Genomic DNA, 16,744 nt, shown 5'->3' with positions numbered 1-16,744 from the left:
CCCGTCTATCGGCCCACCACCGGGGTCACCCACCGATCACCCACCGGGAGCCCACGCAGGTGAACAGCAAGAGCCTCACGGTGCAGCGCCTGCTGGCCTGGTTCGGTGCCGGCTGGCTGCTGCTGGGCTGGCCGCTGCTGGCGCTGTGGGATCAGCCGCTGGGCGCCAGCGGCCTGCCGCTGCTGCCGCTGGCGCTGTTTGCCGTGTGGGCGGGCCTGATCGCCGCCGTGGCCTGGGTGCTCGAGCACGGCGAGACGCCGGCCGACGCCGGCCCGTGAGCCAGGCCCTGATGGCCCTGGCACTGGCCGCCGTGCCGGCCGCTGCGATGACCGCTGTGCCGGCCCCTGTGCTGGCCACTGTGCCAGCTGCCGTGCCGGTGCTGGCCGCCAGCACCGTGGTGCTGGCGGCGCTGGCCTATCTGGCAGCCTTGTTCGGCGTGGCCTGGTGGGCCGAGCGGCGGGCCGCGGCCGGGCGCTCGGTGATCGGGCGGGCCTGGGTGTATGCGCTGTCGCTGGCCGTCTACTGCACCGCCTGGACGTATTTCGGCAGCGTGGGCCGCGCGGCCACGGGTGGCCTGTGGTTCCTGCCGATCTACCTGGGGCCCACGCTGGGCATGATGCTGGCCTGGCTGGTGGTGCGCAAGCTGGTGCGCATCACGCGCCAGCAGCGCATCACCTCGATCGCCGACTTCATCGGCAGCCGCTACGGCAAGAGCCAGCTGCTGGCCGGCCTGGTGACGCTGATCACCGTGGTGGGCATCGTGCCCTACATCGCGCTGCAGCTCAAAGCCATTGCGGTGGGCTATGCGCTGCTCACCCAGCCGCCCGGCGCGCCGCCGGCCGCAGCCTGGCCCTGGTGGCGCGACAGCACCTTGGCCATCGCGCTGGCGATGGCCTTGTTCACGATGGTCTTCGGCACCCGCCGGCCCGGTGGCGGGGCTGGTGCGGGTGGCAGTGCGGCGGGCGGTGCCGCGGGCCTGGCCGAGCGGCTGCAGCGCCAGGAGCGCCATGAAGGCCTGGTGGCGGCGATTGCCGCCGAATCGGTGGTCAAGCTGCTGGCGTTCATGGCGGTGGGGGCCTATGTCACCTGGGGCCTGTTTGACGGGCCGGGCGCGCTGCTGGCGCAGGCCCAGTCGCGGCCCGAGCTGGCCCGCCTGCTCACGCTGGGCGCGGGCAGCGCCGATGGCCGCTTTGCCTGGGACCAGTGGCTGGCGCTGATGGCCCTGGCCATGCTGTCGCTGCTGTGCCTGCCGCGGCAGTTTCAGGTGATGGTGATCGAGAACGTCGACGAGCGCCACCTGCGGCGCGCCAGCTGGGCCTTTCCGGCCTACCTGCTGTTGATCAACCTGTTCGTGCTGCCCATCGCGCTGGCCGGGCTGCTGCTGGCCGCGCCGGGCAGCGGCGCCGCGCAGGCCGATGGCTTCGTGATCGCGCTGCCGCTGGCCGCCGGCCAGCCGGGGCTGGCACTGGCGGCCTTCATCGGCGGGCTGTCGGCGGCCACCGGCATGGTCATGGTCGAGGCCATCGCGGTGGCCACCATGGTCTGCAACGACCTGGTGATGCCGCTGCTGCTGCGCACCGGTGTGCTGCACCGCACGCGGCGCGCCGGGACGGGCGATCTCACCGGCCTGCTGCTGGGCATCCGCCGCGCCGGCATCGCCGCCATCCTGCTGCTGGGCTACCTGTACTTTCGCCTGGCTGGCGAGGCCTATGCGCTGGTGAGCATCGGCCTGATCAGCTTTGCTGCGGTGGCGCAGTTTGCGCCGGCCCTGCTGGGCGGCCTGTACTGGAAGGGCGGCACCCGCCTGGGCGCGCTGGCCGGCCTGCTGGGCGGCTTTGCGCTGTGGGTCTACACGCTGATGCTGCCCTCGCTGGCGCGCTCGGGCTGGCTGGCGGCGCCGGGCCGTGGCGACTGGCTGCTGCAAGGCCCCGAGGGCTGGGCGCTGCTGGCGCCCGAGCGCCTGCTGGGCCTGCAGGGCCTCGACCCCCTGACCCATGCGCTGGTGTGGAGCCTGGGCGTCAACACCGCGCTGTATGTCGGTGTGTCGCTGTGGCGCGGGCCCTCGCCACGCGAGGCTGCGCAGGCGCTGTTGTTTGTCGACGTGTTCCAGCGCGGGGCGCCGGCCGCTGCGCTGCCTGGCAGGGCGGCGGCCGACGCGGGCACCTCGCCGCCGGTGTTCTGGCGCGGCCGCGCGCGGCTGGCTGACCTGCGTGCGCTGGCGCAGCGTTTCGTGGGTGCCGCGCGGGCAGCACAGCTGTTTGACGACCACGCACGCGCCCAGGGCCTGGCCGATGCCGCGCAGATCGTGCCCGACGCGCGCCTGGTGCAGCTGGTCGAGACCGAGCTGGGCGGCGCCATCGGCGCGGCCTCGGCCCGGGTGATGGTGGCCTCGGTGGTCGACGAGGAGCCGCTGGCCATGGACGACGTGCTGCGCATGCTGGACGAGGCCTCGCAGCTGCGTGGCCATGCCCAGGCGCTCGAGGCCCAGCAGCAGGCCCTGCGCCGCGCCACCGACGGGCTGCGCGCCGCCAACGAGCGCCTGGAAGAGCTCGACCGGCTGAAGGACGACTTCATGTCCTCGGTGACCCACGAGCTGCGCACGCCGCTGACCTCGATCCGCGCGCTGTCGGAGCTGATGCACGACGACCCCGACATGGCGCCGGCCCAGCGCCAGCAGTTTCTGGCCATCGTGGTGGCCGAGACCGAACGCCTGTCGCGCCTGGTGAACCAGGTGCTCGACATGGCCAAGATCGAGTCGGGCCATGCCGAATGGCGCAGCACGCCGATCGACCTGCGGGCACTGCTGCAGCGCGCGGTGGACACCACGGCCGAGATGTTCCACGCCCGCGGCGCCGAGCTGCGGCTGCACCTGCCGGCACCGGCACCAGCGCCAGCGCCCACGCTGCTGGCCGACGAGGACCGGTTGATGCAGGTGCTGATGAACCTGCTGTCCAACGCCGCCAAGTTTGCGCCGGCGGTGGGCGGCTGCGTCAGCGTGATGCTGGACTGCGATGCCGACGGCTGCACCGTGCGCGTGCACGACAACGGCCCCGGCGTGCCGGTGGCCCAGCGCGCGCTGATCTTCGAGAAGTTCCGCCAGGGCGGCGACGCCTTGCACCGCCCGGCCGGCACCGGCCTGGGCCTGCCGATCAGCCGCCAGATCGTCGAACACTTCGGCGGCCGCATGTGGCTCGAGGCTGATGCAGCACAAGGCGCCTGCTTTGCTTTCGCGCTGCCATGGCAGCACAGCCACAACGCATCCGGAGACAAGCCATGAACACCCGCATCGTGGTCGCCGACGACGAGCCGAACATCCTGGTCTCGCTGGAGTTCCTGCTCCAGCGCGAGGGCTTCGAGGTGACGCTGGCCCGCGACGGCCAGGAGGCCCTCGACGCCGTGCGCGCGGTGCGCCCGGCGCTGGCCCTGCTGGACGTGATGATGCCGCGCCTGAGCGGCCTGGACGTGTGCCAGCAGCTGCGCGCCGACGACAGCCTGGCCGGCCTGCGCATCGTGCTGCTCACCGCCAAGGGCCGCGACACCGATGTGGCCAAGGGCCTGGCGCTGGGCGCCGACGCTTACCTCACCAAGCCCTTTGCCACCAAGGCCCTGGTGCAGCGCCTGCGCCAGTTGCTGGAGCCGGCCGCATGACGGCCAGCCCCGGCCCTGGCCCCGGCCCCGCTGTCGCCGCCGCCGCTGTCGCCGCCGCCGCCAGCACCCACCCGCCCCCAGCCGGCCTGAGCCGGCAGGCGCGCGAGCTGCGGGCCCTGGCCGGTGCCGCCGCCTGGGTGCTGGGCGGCCTGCTGCTGTGGCTGGGGGCCAGCGCCGGCCTGCTGTGGGCCACGCTGGCCCCGCCCGAGCGGGCGCAGCTGGGCGCGCTGCTGGGCGCCTTGCTGGCGCCACGCGCCGCCTTGCTGCTGCTGGCGCTGCTGCTGGGCGTGGCGGCGGTACTGAGCGGGCTCAAGCGCCTGCTGGCGGCCTGGCCGGCGGCCGCAGGCCAGTTGCTGGAGGCCCTGCAGCTGCGCCTGGGCACCGATACCGGCACGCCGATCACGCCGCAGGGCGCGCCGGCGCTGCAGGCGCTGGCCGCCGGCGTGAACCAGCTGGTGGCCCAGCGCCAGCAGCTGCAGGCCGACATCGCCGCCCAGGTGCGCCAGGCCAGCCGCGGCATCGAGCAAGAGCGCAGCCGCCTGGCCGCGCTGATGTCCGAGCTCAGCCAGGCCGTGGTGGTGTGCAACCTCGATGGCCGGGTGCTGCTTTACAACGGCAGCGCGCGGGCGCAGTTCCGGGCCCTGTCGGCGGCACCGGCGCTGGCCGATGGCGCCGAGTTGATCGGCCTGGGCCGCTCGATCTACACCGTGTTCGAGCGCCAGCTGGTGGCCCACGCGCTCGAGAAGATCGGCCAGCAGCTGGCCCGCGGCGACGCCCAGCCTGCGGCGCACTTTCTCACCACCACCGCGGCCGGCCAGCTGCTGCGCGTGCAGATGGCGCCGGTGCGCCAGGTGGCCGAGGCCGCCGCGCTGGACGGGCGCTGCCAGGCGAAACAGGGCGAGGAAAGCGAGGCGGGCGAGGGGGGCGAGGCGGGCGAGGGGGGCAAAGAGGGAGAGGCGGGCGCTGATCCAGCAGCCCGCGCGCCGGCCCTGGCCGGCTTTGTGCTGATGCTGGCCAACGTGACGCGCGAGTTCGCCCACGAGACCGGGCGCGACCGCCTGCTGCACGAGCTCACCGAAGGCAGCCGTGCCGCGCTGGGCAATCTGCAGGCGGCCGCCGAGATGCTGGAGTACCCCGACCTCGAGCCCGCGCAGCGCGAGCGCTTTCTGGCCGTGGTGCGCGACGAGGCCCAGGCCATGAGCGCGCGCCTGAACGCCGTGGCCGCGCAGGGCGGTGGGGGTGCCGGCACCCGCTGGCCGCTGGAGGACATGCTGGGCGCCGACCTGGTGGCCGCCGCGGTGCAGCGCATCGGTCTGCAGCAGCCGGGCCTGCGCGCCGCGCCGGCCGAGGTGGATGGCGGCCTGTGGCTGCAGGTCGACAGCTTCTGGCTGCTGCAGGCGCTGTGCTACCTGGCCGGCCGCCTGGCCGACGAATACGGCATCCGCCTGGTGCAGCTGCGCCTGGCACCGGCCCCGACACCGGGCCGCGCCCACCTCGACCTGATCTGGACCGGCCAGGCCATGAGCACCGAGACCGTGATGAGCTGGGAGACCGACCCGATGCCGATCGGCGGCCAGGCCAGCCCGCTGGCCGTGCGCGAGGTGCTGCAGCGCCATGGCGGCGAGTTCTGGTTCGAGCGCGAGCGGGTGCGGCACCAGGCCTTCTTCCGCTTTCTGCTGCCGCTGGCCGACGCCGAGGCCCCAGCCGACCCCGGGCGCCCGGGCCAGCGTGCGGCCAGCCTGCCGCAGCACGCCAGCCGGCCCGAGTACTACGACTTCGACCTGTTCCGCCAGGCCGGCCTGAACGGGCTGGACCAGGCGCTGAACGACCGCCGCCTGGCCGAGCTGACCTACACCGTGTTCGACACCGAGACCACCGGCCTGAACCCGGCGCAGGGCGACGAGATCATCCAGATCGGCGCCACCCGGGTGGTCAACGGCAAGCTGCTGCGGCAGGAGAGCTTCGAGCAACTGGTCGATCCGCAGCGGCCGATCCCGCCCGAGGGCGTGCCCATCCACGGCATCACGCCGGCCATGGTGGCCGGCCAGCCGACCATTGCCGCGGTGCTGCCGGCCTTTCACGCCTTTGCCGCCGACACCGTGCTGGTGGCGCACAACGCCGCTTTCGACATGCGCTTTCTTCAGCTCAAGGAAGGGCTCACCGGCCTGCGCTTCGAGCAGCCGGTGCTCGACACGCTGCTGCTCTCGGCCCTGGTGCACCCGCAGCAGGCCTCGCACCGCCTCGAGGCCATTGCCGAGCGTTTCGGCATCCCCGTGCTGGGCCGCCACACCGCGCTGGGCGATGCGCTGGTGACGGCCGAGGTGTTTTTGAAGCTGGTGCCACTGCTGGCCGAGCGCGGCATCCACACCCTGGGCCAGGCCCGCGACGCCGCACAGCAGACCTGGTTGGCGCGGGTGACGTACTAGCCGGCGGCGAGCGCCCGGCCCGGTTGCCGCTCGGGCTGTCAGTCCCGGTCTCGGGCCAGGCACAGGCCCATGCACTGTGTGGGGGGGCCGGGACCAGGGTCCCGCCCGCGCACCCTGGCGCCTGCTTCGGTGGCGCCGGGCGCCGCCCGCTGGGACATCTGACCCTGCCGCGCCGGCGCGGTGGCTTCGACCATGGCCGGGCCGTCACCGAGGCCTTCGGTGACAGCCTCTTCCACTGCCATCAAGGAGATCCCATGGCTGATCACCGTCGCCTGCTGGCGGCCGGCGCCGCGCTGGCGCTGGGCTGGCTGGCCCCATCCGCCCAGGCCGGCCCCGTGCCGTTTGACACCTATGCCCAGTTCAGCCTCAACGGCGTGGGCCAGTTCGCCGCGGGCTGCGCGCCCGCCGACGACCAGGGCAACTTCTGCGTGCCCAGCAGCGGCACGCCCAGCATCGCGCTGGATGCGCCGGGCTGGCGCTTTCAGCTCGGCGCGGGGGGTGGCGTACTGACCATCGTCGATGCCTTCCTGGGCCTCGAGCGTTTCGAGGTCCTGGACGGCGGCCAGCTGCTGGGCATCAGCTCGCCGCTGCAGGTGCTGGTCAACACCACACCCGACTGTGGCGACGATCCGGTGGTCTGCCTGGCCACGCCGGGCATCAGCCGCGCGGTGTTCGAGCTGGCCGAGGGCCTGCACGAGATCACGCTGCGCCAGCTGGAGGGCGAGGCGCTGAGCAGCGGCTACCTGCACATTGCCGAGCGCGGCAACAACGCCATACCCGAACCCGGCAGCCTGGCGCTGCTGCTGCTGGCCGCCGGCGGCGCGGCCCTGGCCGGCCGCCACCCCACGCGCCGGGGAGAGCGCACATGAGCCGCCTCACCTTGCACCGCCTGCGCGGCCAGGCCCGCCTGCCCGGCCTGCTGACGCTGAGCGGCGTGGCCGCCATGGCCTCGGTGCTGCTGCCCACGCTGCCGCACGGCGATGCGCGCAGGGCCGACGCCCAGCGCCATGCCGCCCAGGCCGCACCGGCGCCGCTGGCGCGGTTTGCCGGCCCCACCGCGTCGCAATCGCTGGCGCTCAGCGCCAACGGCGCCTTCCTGGCCGTGGCCAATGCCGACAACCACACGCTGAGCCTGTTCGATCTGCGCCAGGACCGCCACCGCAAGCTGGCCGAGGTGCCGGTGGGGCAGGAGCCCAGCAGCGTGGCCCTGCTGCCCGACGGCAGCAAGGCCTATGTGGCCAACACGGCGAGCGGCACGGTCTCGGTGCTGCGGCTGAACCTGGCCAACGGCGGCATCGGCCGTCCGCGCGAGATCAGCGTGGGCACCGAGCCCGCCGCGGTGGTGCTCACGCCCAACGGCCGCAAGCTGTACGTGGCCAATGCGCGCTCGCACACCATCAGCGTGATCGACACCGCCACCGACACCGTGCTGCGCACCATCAGCGGCGTGGGCTTCGAGCCCCGCGGCCTGGCCGTCAGCAACAACGGCGACGCGTCGGACACCGACGAGCAGCTCTACGTCAGCGAGTTCCTGTCGCGCACGCTGGCGGGCAAGGTGGACGGCGCCGACGATGCCAAGGACGGCCTGGTGACGGTGCTGTCTACCGCCGACGAATCGGTGCTGGCGCGGGTGGCCGTCAAGCCGCTGGCCGACACCGGCTTCAAGGCCAATGGCGACGCGCTGGCGCGCATTGCCCCGGGCGGGGCCTTCGACAAGACCACCGGCGCCTATGTCAACCAGCTGGCCAGCGTGGCGCTGAAGGACGGCTTTGCCTACCTGCCCAACACCGGCGCTTCGCCCAACGGGCCGGTGCGCTTCGATGTCAACACGCAGAGCCTGGTGTCGGTGATCGACCGCCAGCGCCTGGTGGATGCCGGCCAGACGGTGAACCTGCACCGCGCGGTGGCCGATCAGCCGGCTGCGCCGAAGCTGTTCGTCACCCAGCCCTGGGCCATGGCCTTCAAGCATGGCAGCCGCGAGGGCTATGTGGTGAGTGCCGCCAGCAACCATCTGCTGCGCGTGGTGGCCGATGCCGCCAGCGGCCGGCCGCTGGTGCAGCCCGATCCGCTGGACGCCGGCCGCGTGCACCAGATCAAGGTGGGCAGGAACCCGCGCGCCATCGTCATCAACGCCGGCGACACGCGTGCCTATGTGCACAACTTCATCGGCCGCGATGTCTCGGTGATCGACCTCAGCCAGCCCGCCCACCCGGTGCTGGCCACGCTGAAGTCGGCCGCACAGCCGCAGCCCGGCACGCTGGCCGAGCGCGTGCACATCGGCAAGGAGCTCTACAACACCAGCATCGGCGAGTTCGACCCGCCGCCCGGCGGCAGCCTGCCCATCGTGGGCCGCATGAGCAACAACGGCTGGGGCTCCTGCGCCACCTGCCACACGCCGGCCGGCCTGTCGGACAACGTGGTGTGGATCTTCGGCCCCGGCCCGCGGCGCACCATCCCGCAGCACGCCGATTTCGACGCCGCCTCGGTGCAGCGCAGCGTGATGCGCACGCTGAACTGGAGTGCCGAGCGCGACGAGCAGGAAGACTTCGAGCTCAACATCCGCAACGTGAGCGGCGGGCTCGGCCTGATCGTGCAGGCCGACGGCGTGACGCCCGACCCCAACGTGGTCAACCTCACGCCGGTGGCCAGCGGCGGGCGCAACCAGCTCACGGTGCGCGGCGTGGGCGCCTGGGATGCGATCCGCGCGTTCCAGCAGTTCGGCATCCGCGCGCCGATCTCGCCGGTGCCTGCCTCCGCCCCCGATGTGCAGGCCGGCCGCGCGCTGTTTGCCGCCGCCAACTGCCAGAGCTGCCACGGCGGCGCGCAATGGACGAGTGCGCGGCTGAACTTCGTGCCGCCACCCAACCCGGCGCAGGTGGCCATCGTGGCCGGCCAGATCACCGACCAGCTGCGCCAGGTGGGCACCTTCGACGCCGGCTTCTTCAACGAGGTGCGGCAAAACGCCGCGGCGCCGCTGGGTGCGGCTGGCTTTGCGCCGGCCACGCTGCTGTCGCTGCATGCGTTCAACGACGTGTTCCTGCACAACGGCCGCGCCACCTCGCTGGGCGAGGTGCTGGACAACGTGGCCCACCGCAGCGCCGGCACCAGCGGCGTCGACACTCTCAGCAGCGCGGCCGACCGCGACAAGCTGGTGCGCTTTCTGCTGTCGATCGACGCCTCGACCCCGCCGTTCCTGCCTCTGCAGGCCAAGTCGGCCACTGCGGCGCTGCCCTTGAAGCGCTGAGCGGCGCGGGGGGCAGGAGGGGCGAAGGGGGTGTGACTTGAAGCATTGGGTTGCACCGCGCCGGAAGCAACGGATTGCACTTGGAACCTCACTGCTCCCGATTTCGGGGCTTCGATGACGAAGTAGGAAACGGGGAGCGACCGGGGGACCTGATCGACCTCCCAAACTAGAAACTGAATGTCGCCGCGCCTGCTGCTATTCATTGGTGGACACCTATGCATCCCAATTCCGGTCATCGGCTGCGCCACAGTTCCGATATCAAGGCCAAGGTTCTAGCCGCCTGCGCCGAACCGAGCGCGTCGATTTCCGGGGTCGCGCTGGCTGTGGCCTGTAGCAGTGCGTGGCGCTGGGAATCAACAGACTGATTCGCGGTCGAAACCCGGAGGTAGGCAATGTGGGCCATGGTTGCCCGATTGGCTCAGAAGATATGAGTCAATTATGAATCTGGATCACAATTCTGTGGATATATCTCGGAGCCATGTGTGAGCCGTCCTGGCCCGGTGGGTCAGAACGTACAACTCCTGAATCGTGCTATCACGTCGTAGTCAAGAGCGCAGTCACTAGGGCGAGTGCAGCCGAGCATGACAGGCGTCAATCCCAGTGGAGGGATCGACTCTTCGTCTTGTGATGAATTATCGATACTTGCGTTCGGCAAGCATTGGTAACACGCCTGCTGCGCAGAACGATTGGTTGATCCGGTTGATCAGTGAGAATATCTGATCTTCCATCTCCAAGTAGTCAACGCGAGGCGCGAGGTAGACTGTTATGCCGACAGTTAACATATGGTCGCGCATTCGTCGTTGATGCAGGTTATAACTGAATCCGCCAGGTGTTCCAACTACCGACCTGGCGTTGGATTCCTCAATGAGATTATTGAGCGTACGGATGAATTCATGGTACCTGGGCGAGATTGAAGTTTTCCCACCTCTGGATTGATCAAATATGCTTGCGTACAACAGGAGCGTATCGATGTGCTTCGATGCAAGCCGATCCCGCTTCTTGATTTCGGAGTCAAGGTAGTCGCTAAACACCTTGAGATGCCCGATATGATTTGCTAGCGCGGCGTTTCCCGCAGTATTGAAGTAGCTAAGCAACGCAACGAATATTCCGCCTGTAGTCGCGATGCCTACAGCGAAGTCTATTGTAGCTTTGGCAATGATGAAGGCTTGGTCGGTCTTCCCAAGAAAATCTTTAGCGCACTCATTCGTAAGGCAGACCGGCAGCCTGTAAAGGTCGCTCTCAACTATGGTTGATAGGAATACTGCGATAGCGCCTCCAAGGCCGGAGATGAGTACGATGGAAATGGCTAAACCCAATCCAAAAATTCCCCGCGGAGTCTCATTGATTCGCTCGATCACTTTATTCATAGTGCTTGGATGGGCGCATTGGGCGGAGCAATTTGCGCAAATCTTCCGCCTTCTTCGGAAATGAGCGCTTCAGAATTCCTAGTCGCTCGCTTGCGACGTAATACCTTTTATAGAACCAAAGGCTATCCTTGTACTTTGGTTTGGTTTCGAAATCTCGCCTGAGTCGCTCAATCAAACGCTGCGCGCGATCAATGTCCTTATGTGATGGAAGCGGGAGTATTTTTCGCATTCTTTCCAACAGGACAGGATATTGGCTATGGCTGACGCGCTGCAATTTGTTAACACGGCCCATGCACCGGTTAAAGTCCTTTCTATACGCGCGGGATGGCTCGATAGCCAGGGCCCGCCGCAAGAAGTTCCAGATTCTTGACAGAGGCTCGAATTCTTTTGGGCTCGTCCGGCGGTAGCCGTGGTTCGCCAAAATCTACGCGCAGCCCATGAACCATCAGCGGCGCCATGCCAGCATGCTGGATCTTGGTTTTCTGTAGATTTAGTGGCAATCCGGCGTCACTGGTAAGCTGCTCCAGTTGGCGAAGCGCATAATTGAAGTCATACCCTGCGACCCGGCTGGATACTTTGATGTCGTCAACTAGGCGGGTATAAACTAAGCCTTTGTGCTGCAGCTTCTTAACAAGATGGCCTTCGGTTCTGAACAAACAGAGAGTAGCGATATAGCTTGAGGTCAGCGCACCTTGGATAATACTTTCACTCTTGCAGCAGATGTCTGCTAAGACCTCTGATACAGGCAGAGGGTACTTGAGAAAATCGCTGAAGATTGCCGTGACTAAATCTCTATGAATATTGTCAAAAAAGTCTTTGATGTCGACTGAAAGGATGCTTTTGTTACCGCAGTGCTGGCGGGCGCAATTGACGTAGTCTCTAGAGCCTAGCGTGCTGTTTGGGTCGCTGTCATTTGGCACGGAGCCAAAGACATAATCTGGCCACTTTACGACGGATGAGCGTGCGAAGATGCGCGCATTGATTCTGCGCTGAATCCTTCGGATTAGAAAATGTGGGTTGTGAACGGTGCGCGATGACCCGTCACGCTTCGGCACCTCACTGCTGTGGTACCGCTGATCAGCGCTTAGAGCAAGCGCTGTAGCAAAGTCCGACTCTTCGATATCTAGGGCTTTGCAGAGGGCTGGAAAATCGGCGATCGACTCGCTAGATACCTTTTCAGGATGCAGTCTTGCAGCAACCAACGCTAAGCTTCCAGTCAAAGAAAATCAAAGTGGTTCGGCCAGCCCATACAGTAGGGCGCAGAAAGGCGTGTCACCTTCATCGACAAGTCGTTGGTAGCTGCCATGCCTCCCATGGCCGAACCCTGCGACAAACTCTCTTCGGGGCGAAGAGACGGACGGTCTCAGACCCCCCTACCCGAGTGCCGGCTCGTTCTGATGGAACCTGCCGGCGTCTGTTTCCAGACTTACCCAACAACCTTGAAAGTCGACTGCGGCGAGCGGGCGATTCACCCGCGCACCTAGAAGGATACTTGGTTGGGCGCACTCGTCAAGAGCCCAGCAGTGGTGCGATCGCCTGTCCGAGTTGGGGGGCGATTGCCAGCCGTCTTGTAGGCTCGCGAATTGGACCTTCGCGCCGCAGCAATCTGGTTGCGTAATGCGCTCAGGCAACCCCCAGCCAACCATTCGATGGTCGTTGGGTTCTATGATGGGTAAGCGCACAAAATCGACCCGGACCGCGCGATTTTGCAGGAGCGCTGGCGGAGGCTGTGAGATTCGAACTCACGGGCCCTTGCGGGCCGGCAGTTTTCAAGACTGCTGGGTTAAACCACTCCCCCAAGCCTCCGCGGTGTCTGCCGGGGCCCCGTGGCGGGGCCGGAGCCGGGCGGATTGTGCCAGCACTGGCCTGGTGCCCGGGCGCATGCCGGGGCGGCCCGATGGCGTGGCGGAAGTGGGGCGGTCGCGCGGCGTGTGGACGGCAGCAACCCGCCCGCTCAGCCCGCCTGGGTACGGGCCAGCCGGCATGGGGATGGACGCTGTGCGGCCTGCGCCTTAGCGTCGGCCCAGCCGGGGCTGGTCAAGGCTCCGCGGGAGCCCGTCGATGCCCCACTATGCCGATCTGCGCCGCATCACCGATGGGGCGGTGCGCCGCCGCACCGTGCAGGGTCTGCAGCGCCTGCGCGTAGCGCTGGCTGCCGAGGTGCCGCCGCGCAGCGCGCAGCGCCTGCTGATGGCCACCTGGAACCTGCGCGAGTTCGATGCCACGCGCTACGGCCCGCGCAGCGAGGAGTGCTATTTCTACCTGGCCGAGGTGGCCAGCCGCTTCGACCTGATCGCGGTGCAGGAGGTGCGCGACAGCCTCTACGCGCTGCAGCGCCTGGTGCGCCTGCTGGGCGCCGGCTGGGAGTATCTGGTCACCGATGTCACGCTGGGCCGCTCGGGCAATGCCGAGCGCATGGCCTTCGTGTTCGACCGCAGCAAGGTTGCGTTCACCGGGCTGGCGGCCGAGCTGGTGCTGCCCCGCTCCGAGGCCCAGGCCGATGCCGCGCTGGGCGAGCCGCGCCAGCTGGCGCGCTCGCCCTACATCGCCACCTTTCGTGCCGGCTGGGCCTACTTCACGCTGGTCACGGTGCACATCTACTACGGCACCGACACCGCGCTCGATCCCCGGCGGCTGGAAGAGATCATCGCGCTGGCCCGCACGATCGCCCGGCACTCGCCCAAGTTCTCGGGTGCGCCGCTGTACGCGCCCGATGACAAGCCGAAGCGCGACAACCTGCTGCTGCTGGGCGACTTCAACATCTTCGACCGCAGTGATGCCACGATGGCCGCCATCAACCTGGCCGGTTTCAACGTGCCGCCGCCGCTGCAGGCCATCCCGGGCTCCAACGTCACCCGCAACAAGCACTACGACCAGATCGCGGTGTTCAACACGCTGCAGGCCATGCGGCCCACCGGCGCGGCCGGCGTGTTCGATTTTTTCGAGCAGGTGTACCGCGAGGCCGATGCGGCCCTGTACGAGGCCGAGCGGGCCGCCAGGCCGGGGCGCAGCTTTCGCGACTGGCGCACCTACCGCATGAGCGATCACCTGCCGATGTGGATCGAGTTCGACATCGACGATGCCGATGCCTACCTGGCCCAGTTGCTGGCGGCCTGAGGGCCGGGCGCGGGCTGGCGGTGCCGGGGCCGGCCATCCCCGGTGAGCGCCCGCCAAGGCGCCGCGCCGGGGGGCGTCAGCGCCCCGGGCCCAGCGGCTCGAACGCCAGCGCGCTGCCCAGATCGGCCAGGCAGCGGCGCGGGTTGCTGGCCAGGCGGGCCCGCTGGCGGGTGCTGGCATCGGTCTGGGCATTGCCCAGCGTGTGCAGCACCGCGCCGGTGAGGAAGTTGATGCTGGTGTCGCGCGTGTCCAGCGTGCCGCGGTGGGTTTGCAGCTGGTCGTGGCCGATCAGGCGCACGCAGCGGCCGTCGAGCCGGAAGCGGTAGGTCTGCATGGCCGATGAATACGAGCCGGCGCTGCTGGCAAAGCCGAGCGAGAGGCTGAAGCTGCCGGCCTTGCCGGCCAGCAGTTCGCCGTTGATCAGCGGGTCTTCCTGCGTGGCCAGATCCACCTGCGGCACCAGCTGGTCGTTGTGCTGCAGCAGGGCCCAGCCGTCGCGCTGCTGCAGCAGCACCAGCAGCAGCCGCTCGGGCGAGCGGCCGGTGCCTGGCGCGGCGGGCGGCGCATCGGGCTGCAGCAGCAGCACGGCGTCGGCGCGGCCGTCGCGGTTGAGGTCGGGCGCGGCCTGCTGGGCGATCTGCCAGCCGGCGGGCACAAAGCCCGCGGCCGAGCCAGCCTTGGTGGGCAGGATCGGCCGCTCGGCGGCCGCCAGGCGGGCCGGCGTGGCCGCCAGCCAGATGCTGGCCAGCAGCGCAGGCAGCGCAGGCAGCGCAGGCAGCATCGCGGCCAGCGTGGCAGCCAGCCGCGGCGTCGGCCGCGGGCCGCCGGAAACCTCAAGCCGGGGGATGCCGCGCGCTGCTTGCATCAGGCCATCCAGATGTCGAGCGCGCGGGCCGTGGCGGCGCGGCGCTCGGGCAGGGCCAGCTTGGCCGGGCCGTTGACCAGCGCGGTGATGGCCTCGATGTCGCCGGTGTCGGCCAGCGGCGAGCACTTCTTGGTGTCCCAGAAGGCAAAGGCCACCTGGGCCGCGGTGGGGTTCACGCGCACCCAGTCGGGGTTGTTCTCGAGGTCGAGGCTCACCAGCTTGCCCATCTCGCGGTAGTTGTAGCGGCCGGTCAGCTGCTTGTAGCCCGAGCCGCGAAAGCGCCAGCCGTCGCCGCTGGCCTCGTCGCCATTGCCCAGGTCGGCGCGGCCACCGTACACCCGGTTGGCAATGGCCTGCGGGCCCTTGGCGATCAGCGCCTTGGCGTCCTCGACACCCTTGACCTTGGAGAACAGCGCGTCCAGGCGTTCGGGGTTGCGGTAGTTCATGTTTTCTTCCATCAGCGTGAAGCCGCCGGTCTCGACCGAGATCTGGCCGAGAAAGGCGCACAGGCGGCGCACATTGTCCACCGTGCTTTCAAGGCGGGCCTTCTCCAGGGCGGCGGCGTGCGTGGCGGCGTCCTTGATGTTGGGCGCGAACTTCTGCAGCTTCTCGGCGGTGATCATGGTGTGTTCCTCGGGTTAGGGCGTCAACACGTGTCGATGTGTAAACACCGGCTGCGCAGCGTAGGCGCCGCACCTGGGGGGCACAAGGTTTCAATTGGGGATGCCGCCGGGCCGGCGCTGCCACGCGTCCACAGCCGGGGCGGCAGCGTCAGCCCTGGGATTGACAAGCGGCGGGCACTCCGGCGGGGCATGTCACACTGCGCGCCGCCCGGGCGCTGTCTGCCCGCGGCCTTGACTGCGCAACTGCCGTGAACACCACCGAGATCTACCTGATCGCCATGGCGATCATCTTCAGCGTGCCCTACCTGCTGTGGCGCGTGGGCCGCACCGACCACTGGGCACCGCTGGTGGTGGTGCAGATCCTGACCGGCATCGCGCTCGGGCCGGGCGTGCTGGGCGCGGCCTTTCCCGAGTACTACGGGTTCGTCTTCAACCCGGCCGTGATCGGCGCGCTCAACGGCCTGGCCTGGTGGGCGGTGATGCTGTTCGTGTTCATTGCCGGCATCGAGCTCGACCTGCGTGCCGCCTGGCAGCACCGGCGCGAAAGCGGCATCACCGCCAGCCTGGCGCTGGGCGTGCCGCTGGTGTTTGGCAGCGCGGCGGCCTTGCTGCTGCTGCTGTGGCCGGGCTGGATGGGGCCGGCTGCGCAGCCCTGGCAGTTCGTGCTGGGCCTGGGCATGGCCTGCGCGGTGACCGCGCTGCCGATCCTGATCCTGCTGATGGAGAAGCTGGAGATCCTGCGCCTGCCGCTGGGTCAGCGCATCCTGCGCTACGCCAGCCTCGATGACGTGGCCATCTGGGCCGTGCTGGCGCTGATCCTGATGGACTGGACCCGCGTGGGCCGGCAGCTGGCCTTTCTGGCCGCCTTTGCGCTGGCCGCGCTGGCCCTGCGTGCGCTGATGCAGCGCCTGCCGGCGATGGACCGCTGGTATGTGGCCCTGATCTGGCTGGCCGTGTGCGGCCTGGGCGCAGACTGGTCGGGCCTGCACTACATGGTGGGTGCGTTTCTGGCCGGCGCGGTGCTGGACGCGCACTGGTTCGAGCAAAAGCAGATGGACCTGCTGCGCCACCATGTGCTGCTGGTGGCGATGCCGGTGTTCTTTCTGTCGACCGGGCTGCGCACCCAGTGGGGCGTGGGCGGGGCGGCGGTGTTTGCCGCGGCGGCGCTGCTGCTGGCGGTGTCGGTGGCCGGCAAACTGGCCGGCCTGCGCCTGGCCGGCCGTCTGCTGGGCTGGGCGCCCGGCGAGGCCTCGGTGATCGGCTGGCTGCTGCAGACCAAGGCGCTGATCATGATCATCTTTGCCAACATCCTGCTCGACAAGCAGGTCATCACCGCCAACAGCTTCACCGCGCTGCTGTTGATGGCCGTGGGCAGCACCATGCTCACCACGCCGGTGGTCAAGCCGATGCTGGCGCGGATGCCGCAGTTGCTGGGGCGCCGCGCCTAGAGGTCG

General features: G+C 68.8%; 12 protein-coding genes and 1 tRNA gene. 8 read left to right on the top strand and 5 right to left on the bottom strand.

Features of this window, described 5'->3' with window-relative positions:
- Positions 1–59: 59 nt before the first annotated feature.
- From N4G63_RS13325 to N4G63_RS13300, 6 genes are all read left to right on the top strand, one after another.
- Complete coding sequence (locus N4G63_RS13325) at positions 60–278, top strand: hypothetical protein (protein ID WP_260785959.1); 219 nt, start codon at positions 60–62, stop codon at positions 276–278.
- A complete protein-coding gene (locus N4G63_RS13320) occupies positions 275–3,277 on the top strand; it encodes an ATP-binding protein (RefSeq protein WP_260785958.1) in 3,003 nt (1,000 codons plus the stop codon). Before N4G63_RS13325 ends, N4G63_RS13320 begins: the two co-directional genes overlap by 4 nt.
- Positions 3,274–3,648: a response regulator transcription factor gene (locus N4G63_RS13315; protein WP_260785957.1), complete on the top strand. Its 375-nt coding sequence runs from the start codon at positions 3,274–3,276 to the stop codon at positions 3,646–3,648. Before N4G63_RS13320 ends, N4G63_RS13315 begins: the two co-directional genes overlap by 4 nt.
- Complete coding sequence (locus N4G63_RS13310; RefSeq protein WP_260785956.1) at positions 3,645–6,074, top strand: exonuclease domain-containing protein; 2,430 nt, start codon at positions 3,645–3,647, stop codon at positions 6,072–6,074. Before N4G63_RS13315 ends, N4G63_RS13310 begins: the two co-directional genes overlap by 4 nt.
- 254 nt (positions 6,075–6,328) lie before the next feature.
- On the top strand, positions 6,329–6,943 hold the full coding sequence (locus N4G63_RS13305; RefSeq protein ID WP_314599799.1) for a PEP-CTERM sorting domain-containing protein: 615 nt from the start codon (positions 6,329–6,331) through the stop codon (positions 6,941–6,943).
- Positions 6,940–9,318: a beta-propeller fold lactonase family protein gene (locus N4G63_RS13300; RefSeq protein WP_260785954.1), complete on the top strand. Its 2,379-nt coding sequence runs from the start codon at positions 6,940–6,942 to the stop codon at positions 9,316–9,318. The genes N4G63_RS13305 and N4G63_RS13300 overlap by 4 nt, the downstream gene beginning before the upstream one ends.
- 632 nt (positions 9,319–9,950) lie before the next feature.
- Here N4G63_RS13300 and N4G63_RS13295 read toward each other — a convergent pair.
- The 3 genes from N4G63_RS13295 to N4G63_RS13285 all read right to left on the bottom strand — a co-directional run bounded on the left by N4G63_RS13295 (position 9,951) and on the right by N4G63_RS13285 (position 12,491).
- On the bottom strand, positions 9,951–10,685 hold the full coding sequence (locus N4G63_RS13295) for a retron Ec48 family effector membrane protein (protein ID WP_260785953.1): 735 nt from the start codon (positions 10,683–10,685) through the stop codon (positions 9,951–9,953).
- A 311-nt stretch (positions 10,686–10,996) separates the two neighbouring features.
- Positions 10,997–11,905, bottom strand: coding sequence for a reverse transcriptase family protein (locus N4G63_RS13290; RefSeq protein WP_260785952.1), 909 nt, complete (start codon positions 11,903–11,905; stop codon positions 10,997–10,999).
- 498 nt (positions 11,906–12,403) lie between these two features.
- A tRNA-Ser gene (locus N4G63_RS13285) sits at positions 12,404–12,491 on the bottom strand.
- A 255-nt stretch (positions 12,492–12,746) separates the two neighbouring features.
- Here N4G63_RS13285 and N4G63_RS13280 point away from each other — a divergent pair.
- Positions 12,747–13,802 (top strand): endonuclease/exonuclease/phosphatase family protein, encoded by a 1,056-nt coding sequence (locus N4G63_RS13280; protein ID WP_260785951.1) that lies wholly within the window; start codon positions 12,747–12,749, stop codon positions 13,800–13,802.
- 76 nt (positions 13,803–13,878) lie between these two features.
- On the opposite strand, the gene N4G63_RS13275 is transcribed toward N4G63_RS13280, so the two are convergent.
- Positions 13,879–14,583, bottom strand: coding sequence for a hypothetical protein (locus tag N4G63_RS13275; RefSeq protein WP_260785950.1), 705 nt, complete (start codon positions 14,581–14,583; stop codon positions 13,879–13,881).
- An 83-nt stretch (positions 14,584–14,666) separates the two neighbouring features.
- Positions 14,667–15,290 carry a glycoside hydrolase family 19 protein gene (locus N4G63_RS13270; protein ID WP_260785949.1) on the bottom strand — a complete coding sequence of 208 codons (624 nt, stop codon included), beginning with the start codon at positions 15,288–15,290 and terminating at the stop codon, positions 14,667–14,669.
- A gap of 248 nt (positions 15,291–15,538) precedes the next feature.
- Here N4G63_RS13270 and N4G63_RS13265 point away from each other — a divergent pair, with 248 nt between their 5' ends.
- Entirely contained in the window at positions 15,539–16,738 is a 1,200-nt protein-coding gene (locus tag N4G63_RS13265; protein WP_314599798.1) for a cation:proton antiporter, read from the top strand.
- Positions 16,739–16,744: the final 6 nt, after the last annotated feature.

The sequence above is a fragment of the Aquabacterium sp. OR-4 genome (assembly GCF_025290835.2).
Taxonomy (GTDB): domain Bacteria; phylum Pseudomonadota; class Gammaproteobacteria; order Burkholderiales; family Burkholderiaceae_C; genus Pseudaquabacterium.
Note: the sequence above shows the minus strand (reverse complement) of the source record. Positions and strands in the feature narration are given on the sequence as shown.

Excerpts from the sequence above, each read along its gene's own strand:
- N4G63_RS13315 (WP_260785957.1), top strand. The coding sequence starts at position 3,274 with ATGAACACCCGCATCGTGGTCGCCGACGACGAGCCGAACATCCTGGTC.
- N4G63_RS13310 (WP_260785956.1), top strand. The coding sequence starts at position 3,645 with ATGACGGCCAGCCCCGGCCCTGGCCCCGGCCCCGCTGTCGCCGCCGCC.
- N4G63_RS13305 (WP_314599799.1), top strand. The coding sequence starts at position 6,329 with ATGGCTGATCACCGTCGCCTGCTGGCGGCCGGCGCCGCGCTGGCGCTG.
- N4G63_RS13300 (WP_260785954.1), top strand. The coding sequence starts at position 6,940 with ATGAGCCGCCTCACCTTGCACCGCCTGCGCGGCCAGGCCCGCCTGCCC.
- N4G63_RS13295 (WP_260785953.1), bottom strand. The coding sequence starts at position 10,685 with ATGAATAAAGTGATCGAGCGAATCAATGAGACTCCGCGGGGAATTTTT.
- N4G63_RS13280 (WP_260785951.1), top strand. The coding sequence starts at position 12,747 with ATGCCCCACTATGCCGATCTGCGCCGCATCACCGATGGGGCGGTGCGC.
- N4G63_RS13275 (WP_260785950.1), bottom strand. The coding sequence starts at position 14,583 with ATGCTGCCTGCGCTGCCTGCGCTGCCTGCGCTGCTGGCCAGCATCTGG.
- N4G63_RS13270 (WP_260785949.1), bottom strand. The coding sequence starts at position 15,290 with ATGATCACCGCCGAGAAGCTGCAGAAGTTCGCGCCCAACATCAAGGAC.